The sequence below is a fragment of the Pirellulales bacterium genome (genome assembly GCA_035533075.1).
In the GTDB taxonomy this organism is placed as follows: domain Bacteria; phylum Planctomycetota; class Planctomycetia; order Pirellulales; family JAICIG01; genus DASSFG01.
The window spans coordinates 1-18436 of sequence record DATLUO010000004.1; the positions used below are offsets into that span (position 1 = coordinate 1).

The following is an 18436-nucleotide window of genomic DNA, read 5'->3' on the forward strand; positions in this document are numbered from 1 at the left end:
GCTGGTCCCACCCTACGTGACCAACTCAACTTTAGGACACTACCGGCCGGGGATGCGTGCCGCCCCGGCGTCGTCCAGAATGACAACTGTCCACAATTAGAACAGGGCGGCCATATCGTGTGTCAACTTTTTGTCCACGCACGGGGTCACAGTCGTCCCAGGGCCACGCTCGAAGCGTGCGGCTGTGTGGTCGCTGTTCTGCTGCAAATCCTTTGCCTTCGGTAGTTTACATGCATTCGAGCGGCTCGGTTCCAGGTACGATCCGTCGTGGAATAGACGGTGCGGCACGTCCCTTGCTTTAGGGCTGGATGGCAACCAGAACTCGCACGCCCCCGATGGCAATTGTGGGGCCGCACTTTGAAGCGCATTTAGGCCTGGTTCTGGTGCGATCGCGTTACTCCAGCGCGATCTGGCTTGGGGCGGTAGACCAGTTCGCCTTTCTGGTTTACCGCTCCCAAGCACTTCTGCCTTGAATCTCCTACCGCTGTCGGCCTCCCGGTATCGACACGTGCCACCCAAAAAACGCGAGCGAGGCGAGCCCGTTGCTCTTCCTCGCTCGCGCCTCGTGCGATGAACCGTTCTTGCCTTAGTGGCCGGCCGGCGCGATGCCCGGTCCGACGTGCTGCGGCAGGTCGATGTGCTCGTGTTCTCCCGGTTTGCCTTTGTCTCGCACCAGGAGCGAGTAGAGGCAGGGCAACACGAAGAGCGTGGCGGGCTCACCCGCCAGCAGACCGCCCAAGATGGCACGCGCCAAGGGAGCGTTGGCCTCGCTGCCGTGCTCCAATGCCAGCGCGGTCGGAATCATGGCGAAGAAAGCCGCCAGAGCGGTCATCGTCACGGGACGCACGCGAATCGACGCGGCCTTTCGGATGGCTTCGGTCGGCGTCAGGCCCTCATGCCGCCGCAGTTCCTGGGCAAAGTCGCTCATCAGCACCGTGTTGGCCACTTTGATGCCCACGATAAAAATAATGCCCAACAGCGACTGCACGTTGAGGGCGCTGCCGGTGAAATAGAGCATCGGCATCACGCCGCCGAGGCTCACGGGCACCACCATCATGACCGTGATCGGCACGATGAACGACTTATCGAGACCCACCATCAAGAAGTACATCAAGAGCGACGCCAGCACGAGGCCGAAGCCCAAGTTCGTGAACGTGTCTTGCATGCGGCTGTATTCACCGCTCATCGCGATCTTGGAGCCTTCCAGCAGTTCTTTCTTCTTCGAATCGGGATCGTAGGTAGACCAAACGCCGCCACCCTGGGGCTCGCCGAAGCGTGCCAGGGCGACGGCCATGTCGGAGGCCACGTGGCCCAAATCGCGGCCTTCGACACCCATGGTCACTTCGATCGTAGGCTGGATATTCAGGTGGGTCACTTCCGAGGGCACCGTGGTGCGTTCGATCGTGGCCAGGTCTTGCAACATGTGCTGCTTGTGGTCGTAGGCGCCGGTGATCGGAATGTTCAGCACGTCGCTGACCGACTTGATGTCCGTCTCCGGATACTGCACGCCCACGAAGTACTGATTGTTGCTGATGGGGTCGATCCAGAAGTTCTTCTTGTTGAACGAAATGCTGCAATTCGTCGAGCCGATCACGTTGTACATCACGTCGGCCTGCGTCAGTCCCAAGTCGGAAGCCTTGGCCCGGTCGACGTTGATCACGAAGGCGGGTGAATCCATGCGCTGGATGACACGCGCGTCGACCACGCCGTCGATGCGCATCGCCTCCTGCTTGACGCGTTCGCCGATCTCGGCCACCTGGTTCTCGTTCTTGCCCGTAATGCGAATGTTGATCGGCGTCGACTTTCCTTCATTCAACGCGCCGCGCACCATGCCGCCGGCATCGAAGGCGAATTCAAGCTGCTCGAACCGCTTGTCCTGGGCGAATCCTTCTCGCAGGATGCGAACGTACTCCTGAGCGCTCTTGCCGCGATGCTCCTGGAGCTGGACCTTCATGACCGTGTCCATCGAGCCCGCGTTCGGTGTGTAGGCGGCCGACCAGTCGGGAGTCACGCCCAGCTCGGAGATGAACAGTTCCAGATCGTGGCCGACCTTCTCGCGCAGGAAGTTCTCCACCTTCTCCACCATGGCTTCCGTGTTCTCGATGCGCGTGCCGTTGGGCGCCCGCACGGCAATCTCGAAGGCTCCGGCGTCGACTTCGGGGAAAAAGTCTCGTCGCAAGATCGGAATGAAAATCGCCAAGGAGACGCCTAAAAACACGAAAGCGCCGATCACGGTCTTCACGCGGTTGCGCAGGGCCAAGTCGAGCAACTGCACGTAATAACCGATGCCCACGTCGATCGTGGCTTCCCAGCGGGCGAAGGCGCGGGCCACGGCGCCCTTGGGAGCCTCGTGCTCGTGCCCGTCGTGTTCGTGCCCTTTCAACCACAAGGCGCTGAACGAAGGCACCAACGAGCGGGACAAAACGTAGGCGGTGATCATCGAAAACGCCACCGCCAAGGCCATCGGCTTGAACAAGAAGGCACCCATGCCCGGCATGAGCGCCAAGGGCGCCAACACCAAGAAGGTGCAGATCGTGGAGACCAGTTCCGGCATGGCGACTTCGCTGGCCCCCAAAAACGCGGCTTCGTTGGGACTGGCCCCCAGACCGAGGTGCCGGTGCGTGTTCTCCAGGCAAATAATGGCGCTATCGACCATCGGCCCGATGGCCAAAGCCAGGCCGGCCAGCGTCATCACGTTCACCGTGTTGCCCGTGTAGTAAAGGCAAATAATCGCCGACAACACCGACAACGGGAGCGTCATGATGGCGATCAGCGTCATCCGCCACTGTCCCAGGAACATCAGGATCGTCAACGAGCAGAGCACCGATCCCAATGCCCCTTCTTGGACCAGCGCGGCGATGGAGGCCTTCACATAAACCGACTGGTCCATGACGAGCTTGAGCGAAATGCCGGGTCGGGTAACACGGCCCTGCATGTCGGGCAAGGCCTTTTTGACGCCGCTGACCACGCTCAGGGTGCTGGCCCCCAGTTGTCGATAGACGGGGATGTAGACCTGCTTGCGTCCTTCGTGCTCGGCGCTGCCGATGCGCACGATGTTGGTCTGAATAAAGGCGGCGTCCTTGGGCTGCCCCACGTCTTTCAGATACCGGAACATGCCGTGCTCGGCCTGCAGCGGCATGCCGCCCATGCCCTCGTGCCCCTTGCTCGCATCCGCCTCGATCCACTCGTACATCGAATTCGACATCAGCGCGTAGTCCAGATTGCCGATCTTCACGTCGCCCGACGGCACAAACACGTTGTACTTGTCGGTGGCGTTCATGACGTCGATCGGGCTGAGGCCGCGGGCCGCCAATTTGATGCGGTCCAGGTAGAGCATCACCGCCCGAATCTTGCCGCCGAAGACCACCGGCGCCGAAGCCCCCGGATTGCTCATGATCATGTTGCGGACTTCATAACGCCCGACATCATACAGAATCGATTCGCCCTGGGTTTGACTGTCCAACGCCACCAGGGCCACGGGAACCGTGCTGGTGGGGTCGAACGGCAAGACGACCGGTGGCAGCGTTCCCGGCGGAAGGTTGGGCAGCACCGACAAAGCCAAGGAGTTGACCTGCGTCAGCGCGCCGTTGGGATCGACGTCGTCGTAAAAGTATTGCCGCACGACGCTGGCCCCGACGATCGAACGCGACTCGAGCCGCTTGATGCCGTTGGCCTGGCCGGTCCAACGCTCCATGCGGTTCGTGATGTCCTTTTCCATGCCACGAGCGGGCATACCGCCGTAGAACGTCAAAACTTGAACGGCCGGTGCCTTGAAAACAGGCAAAATGTCGATGGGGATCGCATACCCCGTCACCAGCACGCCGAGCACAAGAATGGTCAACGCAAACACGATCACGGCGTGAACATTGTTCAGCGACGCGCGAATAAGCCCGTTCATGGAAATCTCTCCGGGAATGCCCACTTCTGATTCTGAAGTGCAGAAGCGATCAGCCTTGTCCGCCATTGAAAAGGGTAGTGCTGGCTGATGCGAATGCAAGGCCGCTAAGCAAATCGTGGGCCAAAAACTGCTCTCGCAGACAGGTAACACTGGAAAAACCGGGCCGAATCATCTGTGCATAGTCCAATCTGAACAAACATTAAGGTTCATGCCTGTCAAGCAGACAGGGCATGGACGAAAGCTGCGCACGGCCAGCCGGCCGTGCAGGCCAATTTCTGGCCACCGAACATCCAAAGAAACTTGCCTCAGCGGCAAAAACAACGCTAAACCGACCAGACCGCAATTGTGGCATAAGAGTTGCCCTGCTAATTGCCGCACTGATGAACCAAGCCGTTGTACCAAGCCGTCTGGAAATGGGACGAACTTTCTGAAAAGGTGCAGAAAGAATTATTCGTCATCCGCCGAACAGCGCCCGCTCACATCGCATCAAGGGTTGGTTCTGGTGCGATCGCGTGATTCCAACGCGATCTGCTGCTTGGGGTGGTCGATCAGGTCGCCTTTCTGGTTTACCACACCCAAGCCTATTTTGCCAAGCCCACATCGCCGGCCTTCACCTGCGAATTCCAACAGGTGAATTTCGGCTGGTATGCGGTGGCACCGTTGTGCTAGATTTATGAGCAGTCACAACCCACGCTTCTCCAAGGCGCCTTATGAAAAAACTATCGATTGTCACCGTTCTTGTCGTGGCCTGCGGCATTGCGGCCGGGGCCTACCTGGCCGCCAACAGCGGGCATGAATCAAGTCGCGTCGACGCCTCGGAAGGTGGCCACTCTCAGGCCGCGGCGGAAGGCGCGGCCGAGCGGATTGCCGTCGAAACCGTCAAACCGACCCAGGGCAGCATCGAACGCACCACCACCCAACCCGCCTCGGTTCAGGCGTTCATGCGCAGCCAGTTGTTTTCCAAGGTGTCGGGATACATGAAGATGACGCGCGACATCGGCGAGGAGGTCGAGAAAGACGACGTGGTGGCGCTGGTCGACATGCCGGAGTTGGAAAAGGAGGTGCAGCACGACAAAGCGGCGGTGGTGCAAGCCAACGCGCAAGTGAAACAAATGGAGGCGCACATCCAGACGGCGGAGGCCGATTACGAGGCCGCCGAGGCACTGATCGGTGAGCGGGAAGCCGACCTCGAACATGCCATAGCGACGTTGGAGTACCGCACCAAGGTGTTTGAGCGCATCAAGGATCTGGTGCAGCAGAAGGGCCTCGAACAGAGGCTTGCCGATGAGGCCGAAGATAACTGGGCGGCGGCCAAAGCCGGGCGTTCGGCTGCCCGAGCCGCAGTGGTCAGCGCCAAGGCCCAGGCGAACGCGGCCAAGGCCAGAATTGCCAGGGCGCGCGCGGATCTCGAGGACGCCAAAGCCAAGGTCGAGGTGTCCGAGGCCACCTTGCAAAAAGACCAGGTGTTCCTCGATTATGCCACGATTCGAGCACCCTTCAAGGCTGTGATTACGGTCCGCAATTTCCAGGTGGGCGACTTCATCAACGCGCGCGACCAGGGGGCCAGTCTGCCGATGCTGGCGGTGGATGAGGTGGACCTGATGCGCGTTGTCGTCCAAGTGCCGGACAAAGACGTGCCTTTCGCCGACGTGGACGACCCGGTGACGGTGGTGATCGACAGCCTGCCTGGCAAAAAGTTTCCCGGAAAGATCGCCCGTGTGGCCAATTCGGAAGACCCGGACACGCGCACCATGCGAGTTGAAATCGACCTGCCCAATGACCGTGGCCTGTTGCGCGACGGTATGTATGGGTATGCGACGATCCTGCTGGACCAAGGTTCGAAATCAAAGGACACCTTGACCGTGCCGTCGGCGTCGCTGCACATTGGGGGCGACGGGGAGGGCGGCGGCAAGCCGGCTGGGAAGGGCGGAAAGGGCGGCCACGCCAAGCACGAATCGAAGTATTACCTCTGGGTCGTGCGCGAGGGGAAGGCCGAAAAGGTCCACGTGGACGTCGGCGCCGAAAATGGCATCGTCACCGAAATCCTCTCCGGTCTACGGCCTAACGACGAGGTGGTGGTGTATGCCAAACAGGCGCTGGTGAACGGCACTTTGGTATCGGCCAGTTCCGCGCAGTAGCGGCCTGCTGGCTTTGATACCGATTTCGTGCCGCTGGACGCGGTTGGAGGATGGCCTTCCCAGGCCGTTTATTCCATGGGACGCTCGCTGGCCGAAGCCGCAAAAGGATGTCGGTCATCCCATCAACGGCTGGCGCATCGATTCGCACGGTATTATCCGTGATCAGCAACGCCGCGCAATCGGCATCTGGGGAGTGGACGACGAAGATCAACCAGCGCGTAGGTAGGCAACCGCTACGCGTTTCTCGCGTCGCCGACCGCTTGCTGGCAAATCGCCAGGAACACCGCCAGGATTTTGCCCACGTTGTCGAGATAATAGCGATCTCGATTCAGTAGTGCCGCCTGGCCGCTCAGCCGCAGGAACTGCCATGTCTCGCCCGTCGTGACGCAACCATGGACGGGCGCGTCCGCTCGGCCGGCCCGTTCATTGAAGATTCGGGCGGCAACCATTTGGGCCGTGCATTGGCCTAACCCGATTTCAATGTCGTTCTTCTTCGCCTCGACCACGGTCATAAGAGGCGCGTGCAACGGGGGCAATGCAGGCCCAACCGCAAGCATAAAATCACAATCGCCCGTCAGGCCCTTCTCCGGGGCGACATCGAGTCGCTGGCCGGAGTAAATGGCAAATTGATCGCCCGTCAGCTCGCGTGCCGCGAGAAGAACCTTAAGGCTCTTTGGCTGATCGGCGGATGGAAGTCTTCGAGGAGCATTAGCTCAGAATACTATCGACTCTCCGCGGCGGCAATTCAGTGTGCTGACGCCACCTTACGATTCCGGCATGCACAAACAGTCTCGCGTAACGTACAATCGCCGCATTCCAACCGTGGAGTCGCCCCTTGCTGACCATCCATTCGACCCTCATCGAAGACACCTTTGCTGAAGCGTTTCCGATGACGGCGGCGCGGCTGATCGTGACGGCCGACTCGCCACAGTGGGCCGAGACCGCCGCCCGCGAGGCCACGGGCTACGCCGCTTCGGTCATCGGCTGCGACGCGGAAGCCGGCATTGAACGACTGGTTTCTCCTGACGAGACGCCCGACGGCCGGCCGGGCGTGAGCCTGCTCATGTTCGCTTTCAGCCGCGACGCCTTGCAGAAGGCCGTCGTCAACCGCGTGGGGCAGTGCATTCTCACCTGCGCCACGACCGCCTGCTACAACGGCCTGCCCGTGGTCAAAGACAAGTCGATCAAGATCGGCGGCAACCTGCGGTTCTTCGGCGACGGTTTTCAGAAGAGCAAGAAGCTCGACGCCCGCCGCTTCTGGCGCGTGCCCGTGATGGACGGTGAGTTCACCTGCGAAGACGTGTTTGGCACAGTCAAGGGCGTGGCCGGCGGCAACTTTTTGATCTTGGGCGAAAGCCAGCCGGCGGCTCTGGCGGCGGCCGAGGCGGCGGTGGCCGCCATTCGGGCCGTACGCGGGGTCGTGCTCCCTTTTCCCGGCGGCGTGGTCCGCAGCGGCAGCAAAGTCGGCAGCCGCTACAAGCAGCTCCGTGCCAGCACCAACGACGCCTACTGCCCCACGCTGCGCGGCAGGGTCAAATCGGCGTTGGCCGAGAACATGAACGCCGTCTATGAGATCGTGATCGACGGACTGGAGTTGGCGGCGGTCGAAGAGGCCACGCGCGTCGGCGTCCGCGCCGGCTGTGGCCCCGGCATCGTCAAAATCACCTCCGGCAACTACGGCGGCAACCTGGGACCGTTCCACCTGCACCTGCACAAGCTGCTCGAGGGTGAAATTTGAGGCATGCTCGAACCGGAGGTTGGCGGTGGCTGGGCCGCGTGAAGTTTACCAGAACCTCACTGCGAAGCCGAATCATTTCGCATCTTTTGCCGCGCGCGGCTCAGCGTGGGGCCGACGCTGTTCTCGGCGACGCCGGTGGCCGTGCTGATTTCTTGGTAGGTCTTGCCTTCCAGATGATACATGCGGACGATGGTCGCCTCGTGCCCGTCCAGCCTGCCCAGCAGCCGCTCGACTTCTTCGCGGTCGCTGATCTGCTGCTCCGTTTTTGCACCATCGCCGCCCACGACATCCGCCGCCGAAATCGCGGCCGCGGCCGAGCCGTTTGCCGCGACGCGACGCAGTAGTTCGCGCACGACGACCCGCCGGGCCACCACGGTCAAGTACGTTGCCAGGCTGCTTTGGCCGCGAAAGTGCCGCAGGATGGCAAAGTCGTCGCGAACGAGGGCCAAAAACACTTCGGCGCAGAGGTCTTCGCGGTCTTGCAGCGTAAGGCGAATCGAACGGCACTGCGCCGAGTGATTGATCACATGCACGACCAGACCCATAAACCGATCGACAAAATCTTCCCACGCTCTCGGCGCTCGCGCCAGACAGCGTTCGATGAGGCTTCGATCAATTTCAGAGAGAGCCACGACGCACTACCTGGGCTAGCGGCGGCTAAAGTCGAGGCCGGTCCTTGCCTGGGGTTCCAATGGGTATCACCGAGATGAGAGGCGAAGAGCAATGCCCGTGCCGCTCGCCTCAACCACCTGATTTTACGACCCCGCCGGCATTCAGGCAAGTCCGTGGCGGGCGAAAACCGATCCAGCCCAAGAACCGCTTGACCGTCCCGGCGGCCACTCTTAGGATTCAAGCTTGTCTGGCGCGCGATGCCGTGGTTGAAGTGCTTCCGCCCTAAGCACTTGACACTCGCGCGGCCCACGGGTTGAATACCGCTTTGCCAGCGTCCATCTGAAAGGAGATCGTCGTCGATGACCCACGTCGTAGCCGAGCCGTGTTTTGGTTGCAAGTACACGGATTGCGTGGTGGTCTGCCCTGTCGAATGCTTCTATGAAGGCGAGCAGATGCTCTACATCCATCCGGATGAGTGCATCGATTGCGAGGCCTGCGTGCCGGAGTGCCCGGTGGAGGCGATTTTCCACGAAGACAACCTGCCCGAAGAGTGGAAAGACTTCACCGCGCTGAACGCCGAAATGTCGACCCAGTGCCCCGTGATCACCGAAAAGAAAGAGCCGTTGGCCGGCGCGGAGTAAGTGCCCGTAGCAACACAAACCCGAAGCGCAAGCGAGGCAGGGATGTCGCCCCTGACTGGCTTGCGCTTCGGGTTTGTGTGAATCGGCTCTAAAACTGCGGCTCTAAAACTGCTCGGTGAAGTCGTGGCCTTCGCGGGCCAGGTTCTCAAAGCGCGTGTAATCCTGCAGCCAGGCCAGCTTCACGTCGCCGGTCGGGCCGTTGCGCTGCTTGGCCACGACCAGGTCGGCCTGCCCCGCCACACGGGCACGGTCTTCGTCGTTCGTGCAGTAGTATTCGTCGCGGTGGACGAACATCACCACGTCGGCGTCCTGCTCGATGGCGCCGCTCTCGCGCAGGTGGCTCAGCCGCGGCCGGTTGTCCTTGGTCACTTCGGCCTGCCGGTTCAACTGGGCCAGGCAAAGCACGGGAACCTTCAACTCGCGGGCCAGGGCTTTCAGCCGCCGCGCGATCTTCGCCACCTGCTCCTGACGCGGGTCCCTGGGGTTGTCGGGCTCGATAAGCTGCAGATAGTCGATCACCACCAGCGCCAGCTTCTCTCGACGCTTCAGTCGCCGGGCGGTGGCCGCAATCTCGGTCATGGTGCGGCTGGGAGTGTCGTCGATGAACAGCGGCGCCTTGCTCATCAGGTTGGAGACCGAGACCAGCTTGGTGCGGTCGGTGGGCGAGATGAAGCCGTTGCGCAGCTTGTGACCGTTGATTCGCCCGTGCGCGCAGAGCATGCGTTCGGCCAGCTCCAGCCGCGACATTTCCAGGCTGACGAACAGCGTGGTGCGGCTGCTTTCGATCGCCACGTGGTCGGCGATGTTGGCGGCCAGGGCCGTCTTGCCCATGCTCGGCCGGGCGGCCAGGATGATCAGCTCGCCCTCGTGCAGGCCGCCCGTCATCGAGTCCAGGTCGACATAGCCGGTGGGCATGCCGCCCACGCCGCCGCCCTTTTCCAGCCGCTGGTCGATGCGCGTCAGGGCCTCGTGCAGCACGTCTTCCAGCGGCGCCAGGTCGCCGGTGCCCTGCTCTTCGAGGATGCGAAACACCTTTTCCTCGGCGCGGGCCAGCATCTCGCGGCTTTCCAGCGACTGGTCGTAGGCGTCGCGTAGAATCTCGGTGCTGGCGTGGATCAAGGCCCGTAACGTGGCTTTGTCGCGGACGATCTGGCCGTAATACAGCGCATTGGCCGCGGTCGGCACCGAATCGGCCACCTCGCCGAGATACGCCAGGCCGCCGATCGTCTCCAGTTCGTCGTGCTTGCGCAGCCGCTCGACCAGCAGCATGGCGTCGATCCGCAGCCCGTCGTTGTGCATGGCCACCAGATGGCCGAAGAGCGCCTGGTGTGCCGGCGCGTAGAAATGATGGGGCCGCAGCAGGATGGCCACTTCGTCGCACAAATCGGGGTCGAGCAGCAGGCTGCCCAACACGCCTTGCTCGGCTTCCAGGTTTTGCGGCGGCAGCCGATCGAGCAGATCCGGGCCGCCGCGCGTGGGTAGACGCTCATCGATCCGTTGATACGTCGCCATGGGCGCTTCCCTCCGTGTCCGTCGTGCTTACCAGCGAGCATACTACCGGGCGGCGGCGGCGGCGAAAAGCCATTGCCCGAAAAACGCGCCCGGATTGGCTGATTTGGTTATCGCCGCCGCGCTTGAAGCTCCGCGACAAAGTTGGCATGATCAGGCGAGTCGGTCCCTTGCCGGAGCGCGGCGAAAACTGCCGTCAAGTCGCCGCGCAACAGCGCGGCGCGATCGAGCCAGAGGCCGGGAAAGACCGTGCTCTTCACGATGCCTGAAGGGTCGGCGGCGATCAGTTCGTACTTGCCTTCATGCAGCCGAAACCAGTCGATTTCCCGGTCCCGCGTTCGCCACACCAGATACTCGCGGACACCTTCCCGCTGGTACACTCGCAACTTGGCGTGCAAGTCGTAACTGACGCTGGAAGCCGCGATTTCAGCGATGAACTCGGGCGGTCCGGAAAAATAATCTTCTTCATCGACGCCGGACTGGCCACCGGAGATGGCTTCGATGACGAGCAGCAGATCAGGTTGGGGTTCGTTGAGATCATCGAACCGGACCGTGGCGTTGTCGGCCGCATCAAGTCCGGGGGTCTGAGCAAGGTACTGTGTCAGCCAGCCTCCGAGCCACAGATGGGGACGACCATGACGCCTGGACACCGGCGACGGCATGTACACGACTCCTTCGATTAGCTCGGCTTTCTTTACGCCCGGCGTAGCCCAATAACGATGTTCGAACTCGTCGCGGGTCAAATGATCGCCAGCCTCCAGCGGCGGGACCGCGTCTGGCGAAGCGGGAAAGTCGCTGCTAGGAATAGCCATAAGCGGTTGTTCGGTCTTGTGAGGGCCCCGGTAAGCTTCGGCCGATTTCTTCGCTCGTCTGCGCGACCGCGGTGGCCGCCTCCGCCGACATCGCTGCGCCGCACTGGCACGTTCTTGATTCCACCGCCCAAATGATAACTTCACCGGGCAGGCTTCGCAATTCTTCGGCCAATGTCAGCACTTCGGCCAAACTAAGATCGTGACTACCGGAGCTGCGGAGGCGCCCCAAGGGTGCCTCGGGCCAGCGCCAACAGTGGACCGTGCCCGGCGAACCGACCGCCTGGCAAGCGTCGCAAACGATCAGACGTTCGACGCCCTCGAGCCAGTCGAGCAGGTCGGCGGGCGAAGAGGCCGTTCGGATCGTGATGGTGCAATCCGCTTGCGGAGCAAGCGGGCCACGTAGCCCGCTTGCTCCGCAAGCGGATTCGCGTTCCAGCGCCAAACGCTCAGCCACCCGCCAACCAATCTGGTCGTCGCCGTGTGGGCTGCCCAATCCGACGATCAACGTGGTTACGCTCATCGCTCGATGGTCAGCCGCAAGGCGTGGGTCGAGCAACTGATGCAGGGGTCGTAGTTGCGTATCAGGTGCGAGCACGAAAGTGCCATCTGAGGTTCGTCCTGGTCCAAAATCCCTGCGATCCAGTGGCGGAGATCGTCTTCGATTTGCCCCTGGTTCTGCGAGGTGGGCGGCACGATTTTGGCCTCGGTCAGCAATCCCTCGTCATTCACCACATAGCGATGATAGATCAGGCCCCGCGGCGCCTCGGTCGCGGCGCAACCGACCCCGGCCCGACGTTCGTAGGCAATTCGCGGCGGGCGAGGCGGCTGATAGGTTTTGAGGATGTCCAACGCTTCCTCATAGGCGTGGACCAGCTCCAGCCCGCGGGCCACGATGCCGTGGAACGGATTATTCGATGGCCAGTCAATGCCCACCTCGTCGGCCAGCCGCCGCGCCGCCGGCATGAGGCGGTCGAGGCTCAGGTGTACACGCGCCAAAGGTCCTACCAGGTAGGGCGAACCGTCGGCCTTGCGCACCGAGTGCAGCGCGGTGCTGTGCGGCAGGTGCCGCTCTTCGTAATACTGTTCGTAGTCGGCGACCGCGATCGATCGGCCGTGATTATCGGCGATTTGTCCTTCGTTCATGGCGTATTCGTCGGGGTGGACCAGGGCCACCATCGTGTACGGCCGCTCGAAGGCCGGAAAATTGAAGCCGGCCACCCAGCGCGTGGCGTCGATGGCCGCTTGCAGGCCCCACTCGAAGTCGCCGACGAGCGCCGCCAGCTCTTCTCGCCGCGGTGCCCGGAAAAAGCCACCCACGGCCACGTTGATGGGATGGATGGCACGCCCGCCGAGCACCTCCAGCAGCTCGTTGCCGTGCTTCTTCAGCCGCAGGCCGCGCTTGACCTCGTCCGGCCAATCGCGGGCCATCGCCAGGCCGCTCTCGTAGCCGAGAAAGTCGGGGGCGTGCAGCAAGTGAATATGCAGCGCGTGGCTCTCGATCCATTCGCCGCAGTAGAGCAGCCGCCGCAACCGGCGGATTCCCGGCGAAATATGCACTCCCAGCACCGATTCGAGCGCATGTACGGCACTCATCTGATAGGCCACCGGACAGATTCCGCAAATCCGGGCCACGATGTCGGACACGTCTTCCACCGCTCGTCCACGCAAGAACGCCTCGAACAATCGCGGCGGCTCGAAGATCGTCAATTGCACGTCTTCGACCTCGTTGCCGCGCAACCGCACGTGCAGTCCTCCCTCGCCCTCGACGCGAGACAAGGCTTCGACGCGAACGGTACGGACGGTGGGTTGTTCTTCTTGCATTGTTCCTCTCGGTAGGGTGGGACCAGCGAGCTTGCGAGCGCCGGCCCACCGAGAACGACGTCGCTTACGGTGGGCCGGCGCTCGCAAGCTCGCTGGTCCCACCCTACGTTTGCTTCCCCGCCAACCGGTTGCTCTCGGCGCGGAACTCCGGCGCGTACGCATTGAACCCGCGTAAGAGCCGAACGGCCTCCTCAGGCGCAAGCCCCTCCGCGCGGAACTGGCCGGTTAGACTCACCAGGTTCGGCTGCTCGGCGGGCCCATAGCAACCGTAGCAGCCGCGATCGTAAGACGGACAAATCGCACCGCAGCCCGTGTGTGTGACCGGCCCCAGACACGGCACGCCGCGGGCAACCATCACGCAAACCGTGCCTCGCCGCTTGCAATCGAGGCACACGCTGTGAACCGGCGTCCGCGGCCGCCGCCCGGAAAGCAGCGACGCGATCACCTCCAGCAACTGACGCTTGTTGATCGGGCAGCCGCGCAGCTCGAAGTCGACCGGCACGTGTGCCGCGATCGGCGTCGACGTGTCGAGCGTCTGTATGTAATCGGGCCGGGCGTAAACCGCCTGCAGGTATTCCGGCGTGCTGGCCCAATTTCGAAGGGCCTGAATTCCGCCCGCCGTGGCACACGCGCCGATCGTCACCAGGAACTTCGATTGTGCCCGGACCCAGCGAATTCGCTCGGCGTCGGCCGGCGTGGTGACCGATCCCTCAACCAGCGTGACGTCGAACGGGCCGGCTTCCACATGGCTCGTCGCTTCCAGGAAGTAGGCGATGTGCAATCGCTCGGACACGGCCAGCAGCTCGTCTTCGCAGTCGAGCAGCGAAAGCTGGCAGCCGTCGCAAGACGCGAACTTGAACACGGCCAGGGTCGGCTTGGTCACGCTCATCGGAGGTTCCTTTGCGTCACAGCCCCTCGACTTTGAGCCACGGCTCGATGCGATCGTAGCGAAACACCGGCCCGTCTTTGCAGATAAACTCCGGACCAAACTGACAATGCCCGCACAGTCCGATCGCACATTGCATGTTCCGCTCGGTCGATGCCCAGATGCGTTCGATCGGAATCCCGCGGGCCACAGCGCTGCGGACAGTGTAACGCATCATCACTTCGGGTCCGCAGGTCATCACGACGGTCCGTTCGGGCACCAGCGGTTGCAAGTAGTCGAGCAACAACGGCACCACGCCGACGTTGCCCTTCCAACTCAAGTCGGCCCGATCGACCGTCGTCAGAACCTCGATCTGCTGCCGCGACCAGTCATCGTACTCGCGGACATAAATCAGCGTGTCGGGAGTGCGCGAGCCATAGATCAGCGTCACCCGGCCGTAAAGACGGCGGTCTTCGATGATTTTGTGAATCGCCGGCCGCAAGGGCGGCAGACCCAGGCCGCCGGCCACAATCACGACGTCGGCCCCCTCACAAACATCAAGCGGCCACGCCGATCCAAACGGTGCCCGCAGACCCAGCGTGTCGCCGGCTTGCAACCTTGCCAATGCGCGGGTGGTGTTGCCCATGGCGCGCACGGTGAACGACCAAGTGCGCTCGGCCGGACAACTTCCGCTGATGCCGATCGGCACCTCACCGATGCCCGGCGCATAGAGCATGCCGAACTGTCCCGGCCGAAAGCTGAAGCTCGCAGCGCGGTCGTCGTCGCGGAAGGCGAGTCGATACGTCGTCACGTCCGGTGCCTCGGCGATCGTCTCGCGCACCACGACGGGATCGGGTTGCCAAGGATTGATCCTGGCTGCCGGCACCGTGGTGGGCATCATCAGCTCGACTCCCGAATCGCGGCCACTTCTTCGGTCAGGTCGATTCCGACCGGGCACCAGGTGATGCACCGTCCGCAGCCCACGCAGCCCGACGTGCCGAACTGGTCGATCCACGAGGCCAGCTTGTGCGTCAACCACTGGCGATAGCGCGACCGAATTTGGTCGCGAACGACGCCGCCGTTCATGTAGCTGAAATCGAAGTTGAAACACGAATCCCATTGCCGCTGGCGTTCCACATGGTCGCCCTGCAAGTCCGTCACGTCTTTCACCGAGCTGCAAAAGCAGGTCGGACAAACCATCGTGCAATTGGTGCAGGACAGGCACCGCGAAGCAACGTCGTTCCAGCGGGGATGATTGAGATTGCCCAAGAGCAAATCGCGGATGCCCTCGGTATCGAGCCGGCGGGTGATCTGGTCGACGGCTTGTTGCCGGGCGGCCTCGGCCTGATTCAGCAGCTCGGCGTCGGCGTCCGTCGTCTCCAAATCGGCGACGATTTCGGCTCCCCGCTCGCTGCCGGTTTCCAGAACGAAGCCGGCCGGCAGCTCGGTGAGAGCCAGATCGAAGCCGGCGGTTGCCCGCGGACCTGTGCCCATCGAGGTGCAGAAGCAAGTCGCCGCCGCTTGCGTGCAGTTGACAGCGACGATCAGCGCCTGTTGCCGGCGAGCGGCGTAAATCGGGTCGACGTACGGCCCTTCCATAAAGGTGCGGTCCTGCACGCGGATGGCGGCCAACTCGCACGCCCGAACGCCCAGGAAGGCGTATTTGGGCGCGTCGTCGGGCGGTGTGCCCATCGTCCAACCTTCGGCGGTGCGATCGGCCGTGGCCACGGTGGCCAACGGCGGAAAAAGGAACCGCTTCCACGAGTGCGGTCCGACGACGTAGCCGAACAGCGCCTCGTCGTCGCGACGCTTCAGGCGGTAGCTGCCTGGCGCTTGCACGTCGGTCCAACCGCGCGGCAAATCGTCGACCGACGTGATGCGGTCATAGACGATGGCCTCCTGGTCGATCGTCGGCCCCACGATGGTATAGCCGCGGGCGGTCATCGCGTCGAACAGCGACTGCAACTCGTCCTTCGGCAACCAGCGGAGTGAACGCTCGACCGGAATCGTTTGCGACGGCAAGTGCTACTCCTCCCTTAAACCGGCTGAGGCAGCGACCGTCGGCTCGGCAAACAGGTCGAGCAACTGCAACCGCGTGGCCGTCAGCCGTTGTGCCAGCGAGGTCGCCATCCGCCGCATCAACAGATAGCCGGCTTCGTGGTTCGTGGAACAGAGCTTGGCCAACGTGCTGCCGCAGATGGCGACCGCCTGGGTGTCTTCCAACGCCACCGCCGAAACGGTCATCACGCTGTCGCCCAGCAGGGCCGACCAGGCGAGCATTTCGCCCGGCCCGACCGACAAGATGCGCACCCGTCCGCGGGTCGGCACGTGCATGTCGAGCCCGACGTGGCCTCGCTCGACGACATACACGAACGGATTCTTGGTTTCCTCCCGAAAGATCGTCGCGCCGGCCGGAAAGCGAACCACTGCGGAAACGGAAGCAAGTTCGTCCAGGACGGGATCCGGCAGCCCGGCCGTGAAACCGAGTTGGCGGAGCAGATCGTCGATCGCTTGCTTTTCCATCATCGAGGGAAACGGACGGGGCTGGAGTGAAGCACCTCAAACATCGTAAGAGGTTGTTGCCGTCGAGTGCAACGCCTGTTTGCGGACCAGGCGGCAGTGTGCCGAATCGCTCGGCATGTGCCGCACAGCACAGCACGGCGGCGACGTCGGGCACAGACAAGGTCGGCTCTCGCAAGTTGCGCCGGCAAAATGGCCGTCGCGCGCGAACTGATTGGCGCTTGCCGCTTTGGCACGTGCCATGCTTTACAAGTTGCTGACACTGGCGGAGGAGAGAATATCATGAACGTCGATCTAAGCACGAACTACCTGGGACTCAAACTGCGCAACCCGTTGGTGATCGCGGCCTCGCCGCTCACCATGGAGTTGTATTCCCTCGAACGCCTTGCGGAGGCGGGGGCGGCGGCGGCCGTCATGGCCTCGCTGTTCGAAGAACAAATCGAAAGCGAATGGTCGGCCCCGCATTCACGGGTGCCCGACGACCGCGCCTATTCAGCGGCTGAGCTTGTGGCCCACGGCGAGCTGTTCAATTACAATTCCGGCCCCGACGCGTACCTGCGGCACATCGCGGCGGCGAAGCAGGCGGTCTCGATTCCGATCATCGGCAGCATCAACGGCACGTCGGCGCACGGCGGTTGGGTCCGGTTTGCCAAGCTCATCGAGCAGGCCGGTGCCGACGCCCTGGAACTGAACGTTTACTTCGTGCCGACCAACCCCGACCTCACGGCCGAGGCGATCGAACGCCGCTATCTGGAGTTGGTGGCGGCGGTCCGGGCGGAAATCTCGATCCCGCTGGCCGTGAAGATCGGCCCGTTCTTCAGTTCGCTGCCGAACATGGCGCGACGGCTGGTCGAGGCCGGCGCCAATGGGCTGGTGATGTTCAATCGTTTCCTGCAACCCGACATCGATCTCGACACGCTGCAAGTGACGCCCAACTTGGTGCTCAGCAGCCGCGACGAGTTGCGGCTGCCGCTCCGCTGGATCGCCATCTTGCGGGGGCAAACCAAGGCGTCGCTGGCGGCGACCAGCGGCATCCACTTTGCCGAGGATCTCATCAAGCTGCTGTTGGCGGGCGCCGACGTGGGAATGGTGGCCTCGGCGTTGATCCGCAACGGCCCGGATCACCTCGCCACCATGCTGGCGGAGTTGGAGTACTGGCTGGAACACAAGAATTTCGGTTCTGTGGCCCAGATTCAGGGGCTTCTCAGCCAGGCGCGCAGCCTGGACGCCGGGGCCTTCGAGCGCGTCAGCTACATGCGGACGGTGATGTCGTTGAGCAGCTAGCGTCAGTCGCAATACACCTGGAACAGCGGCTCCTTCGGCAAGCAAATCTTCGCTGTAAAATGACGACGGGACAACGTTGGTCCGCCGTAGGTGTGCGCAAAACGTGGCAGCCTTCCAATTAGCTTGGCAGCCTTCCAATTTCGTTGGCAGCCTTGCAAGGATGGCGAACCGCGCTGGTCGCTTGATCGCGGAGGTGGTAACGGTTACCACCTGAAGCTCGTGCGCTTGTGGCATTTAGCTGGCCGCAGACCGGTTTTCCCTTCCGAACCGCTTGCTGCGCAAGGGTTTGCCGCGAATCGGGGCAACGCATCGACATGCGCTTATACAAGCGCGTCGCCGGCGCCTTTTGGTGCAACGTTGCACCGGATACCCCCCCGCCAGTGTGGCTAACGCACCACGACCGCGAAGATGCGCAACTCCGCACCTGACTTCGTTGAGAAGGCAGGCGGCCCGGCCGAGGTATCGGCCAGCCGAAAAGCCCCGAGCGCCAGCGTAGACGCGCAACTGGCGAAGTTTCGAAGATGGCCAACTCGCGCCAAAAGTTTGCGCCAAGGCCGCCACCTTTCGTTCTGGTGCTTTTTCGAAGGCTGCCAACGCC

15 protein-coding genes are annotated in these 18436 nt (G+C 62.5%); 4 read left to right on the forward strand and 11 right to left on the reverse strand.

Annotation, left to right across the window (positions count from 1 at the left end):
* Positions 1 to 586: 586 nt before the first annotated feature.
* The gene (locus VNH11_00270) at positions 587 to 3898 is read right to left on the reverse strand and encodes an efflux RND transporter permease subunit (protein HVA44792.1); all 3312 of its coding nucleotides are present in this window, start codon (positions 3896 to 3898) and stop codon (positions 587 to 589) included.
* A 710-nt stretch (positions 3899 to 4608) separates the two neighbouring features.
* Here VNH11_00270 and VNH11_00275 point away from each other — a divergent pair.
* Positions 4609 to 6036, forward strand: a complete 1428-nt coding sequence (locus VNH11_00275; protein ID HVA44793.1) for an efflux RND transporter periplasmic adaptor subunit — start codon at positions 4609 to 4611, stop codon at positions 6034 to 6036.
* A 233-nt stretch (positions 6037 to 6269) separates the two neighbouring features.
* Here the strand turns inward: VNH11_00275 and VNH11_00280 are convergent, their stop codons facing one another.
* Entirely contained in the window at positions 6270 to 6548 is a 279-nt protein-coding gene (locus tag VNH11_00280; protein HVA44794.1) for a hypothetical protein, read from the reverse strand.
* Positions 6549 to 6874: 326 nt separating this feature from the next.
* Here VNH11_00280 and fhcD point away from each other — a divergent pair, with 326 nt between their 5' ends.
* Positions 6875 to 7774: a formylmethanofuran--tetrahydromethanopterin N-formyltransferase gene (gene fhcD, locus VNH11_00285; GenBank protein HVA44795.1), complete on the forward strand. Its 900-nt coding sequence runs from the start codon at positions 6875 to 6877 to the stop codon at positions 7772 to 7774.
* A 56-nt stretch (positions 7775 to 7830) separates the two neighbouring features.
* On the opposite strand, the gene VNH11_00290 is transcribed toward fhcD, so the two are convergent.
* Positions 7831 to 8406: a sigma-70 family RNA polymerase sigma factor gene (locus VNH11_00290; protein HVA44796.1), complete on the reverse strand. Its 576-nt coding sequence runs from the start codon at positions 8404 to 8406 to the stop codon at positions 7831 to 7833.
* 339 nt (positions 8407 to 8745) lie between these two features.
* On the opposite strand from VNH11_00290, the gene VNH11_00295 reads away from it, so the two are divergent.
* Positions 8746 to 9027 (forward strand): ferredoxin family protein, encoded by a 282-nt coding sequence (locus VNH11_00295; protein HVA44797.1) that lies wholly within the window; start codon positions 8746 to 8748, stop codon positions 9025 to 9027.
* 102 nt (positions 9028 to 9129) lie between these two features.
* On the opposite strand, the gene dnaB is transcribed toward VNH11_00295, so the two are convergent.
* The 8 genes from dnaB to VNH11_00335 all read right to left on the reverse strand — a co-directional run bounded on the left by dnaB (position 9130) and on the right by VNH11_00335 (position 16560).
* Positions 9130 to 10539, reverse strand: coding sequence for a replicative DNA helicase (gene dnaB, locus VNH11_00300; protein ID HVA44798.1), 1410 nt, complete (start codon positions 10537 to 10539; stop codon positions 9130 to 9132).
* Positions 10540 to 10646: 107 nt separating this feature from the next.
* Positions 10647 to 11348: a Uma2 family endonuclease gene (locus VNH11_00305; protein HVA44799.1), complete on the reverse strand. Its 702-nt coding sequence runs from the start codon at positions 11346 to 11348 to the stop codon at positions 10647 to 10649.
* Positions 11335 to 11868, reverse strand: coding sequence for a hydrogenase maturation protease (locus tag VNH11_00310; protein ID HVA44800.1), 534 nt, complete (start codon positions 11866 to 11868; stop codon positions 11335 to 11337). The genes VNH11_00305 and VNH11_00310 overlap by 14 nt, the downstream gene beginning before the upstream one ends.
* Positions 11865 to 13169: a Ni/Fe hydrogenase subunit alpha gene (locus tag VNH11_00315; GenBank protein HVA44801.1), complete on the reverse strand. Its 1305-nt coding sequence runs from the start codon at positions 13167 to 13169 to the stop codon at positions 11865 to 11867. The genes VNH11_00310 and VNH11_00315 overlap by 4 nt, the downstream gene beginning before the upstream one ends.
* A 103-nt stretch (positions 13170 to 13272) precedes the next feature.
* Positions 13273 to 14058, reverse strand: a complete 786-nt coding sequence (locus VNH11_00320) for an oxidoreductase (protein HVA44802.1) — start codon at positions 14056 to 14058, stop codon at positions 13273 to 13275.
* 16 nt (positions 14059 to 14074) lie between these two features.
* A complete protein-coding gene (locus VNH11_00325; protein ID HVA44803.1) occupies positions 14075 to 14935 on the reverse strand; it encodes an FAD/NAD(P)-binding protein in 861 nt (286 codons plus the stop codon).
* Positions 14935 to 16056, reverse strand: a complete 1122-nt coding sequence (locus tag VNH11_00330; protein ID HVA44804.1) for a 4Fe-4S dicluster domain-containing protein — start codon at positions 16054 to 16056, stop codon at positions 14935 to 14937. The genes VNH11_00325 and VNH11_00330 overlap by 1 nt, the downstream gene beginning before the upstream one ends.
* 3 nt (positions 16057 to 16059) lie before the next feature.
* Positions 16060 to 16560, reverse strand: a complete 501-nt coding sequence (locus VNH11_00335; GenBank protein HVA44805.1) for a Crp/Fnr family transcriptional regulator — start codon at positions 16558 to 16560, stop codon at positions 16060 to 16062.
* Positions 16561 to 16836: 276 nt separating this feature from the next.
* Here VNH11_00335 and VNH11_00340 point away from each other — a divergent pair, with 276 nt between their 5' ends.
* On the forward strand, positions 16837 to 17838 hold the full coding sequence (locus tag VNH11_00340; protein HVA44806.1) for a dihydroorotate dehydrogenase-like protein: 1002 nt from the start codon (positions 16837 to 16839) through the stop codon (positions 17836 to 17838).
* The last annotated feature ends 598 nt before the right edge of the window (positions 17839 to 18436 follow it).

Excerpts from the sequence above, each read along its gene's own strand:
- VNH11_00320 (HVA44802.1), bottom strand. The coding sequence starts at position 14,058 with ATGAGCGTGACCAAGCCGACCCTGGCCGTGTTCAAGTTCGCGTCTTGC.
- VNH11_00280 (HVA44794.1), bottom strand. The coding sequence starts at position 6,548 with ATGACCGTGGTCGAGGCGAAGAAGAACGACATTGAAATCGGGTTAGGC.
- VNH11_00310 (HVA44800.1), bottom strand. The coding sequence starts at position 11,868 with ATGAGCGTAACCACGTTGATCGTCGGATTGGGCAGCCCACACGGCGAC.
- VNH11_00325 (HVA44803.1), bottom strand. The coding sequence starts at position 14,935 with ATGATGCCCACCACGGTGCCGGCAGCCAGGATCAATCCTTGGCAACCC.
- VNH11_00270 (HVA44792.1), bottom strand. The coding sequence starts at position 3,898 with ATGAACGGGCTTATTCGCGCGTCGCTGAACAATGTTCACGCCGTGATC.
- VNH11_00305 (HVA44799.1), bottom strand. The coding sequence starts at position 11,348 with ATGGCTATTCCTAGCAGCGACTTTCCCGCTTCGCCAGACGCGGTCCCG.
- dnaB (HVA44798.1), bottom strand. The coding sequence starts at position 10,539 with ATGGCGACGTATCAACGGATCGATGAGCGTCTACCCACGCGCGGCGGC.
- VNH11_00295 (HVA44797.1), top strand. The coding sequence starts at position 8,746 with ATGACCCACGTCGTAGCCGAGCCGTGTTTTGGTTGCAAGTACACGGAT.
- VNH11_00275 (HVA44793.1), top strand. The coding sequence starts at position 4,609 with ATGAAAAAACTATCGATTGTCACCGTTCTTGTCGTGGCCTGCGGCATT.
- VNH11_00340 (HVA44806.1), top strand. The coding sequence starts at position 16,837 with ATGAACGTCGATCTAAGCACGAACTACCTGGGACTCAAACTGCGCAAC.
- VNH11_00315 (HVA44801.1), bottom strand. The coding sequence starts at position 13,169 with ATGCAAGAAGAACAACCCACCGTCCGTACCGTTCGCGTCGAAGCCTTG.
- VNH11_00335 (HVA44805.1), bottom strand. The coding sequence starts at position 16,560 with ATGATGGAAAAGCAAGCGATCGACGATCTGCTCCGCCAACTCGGTTTC.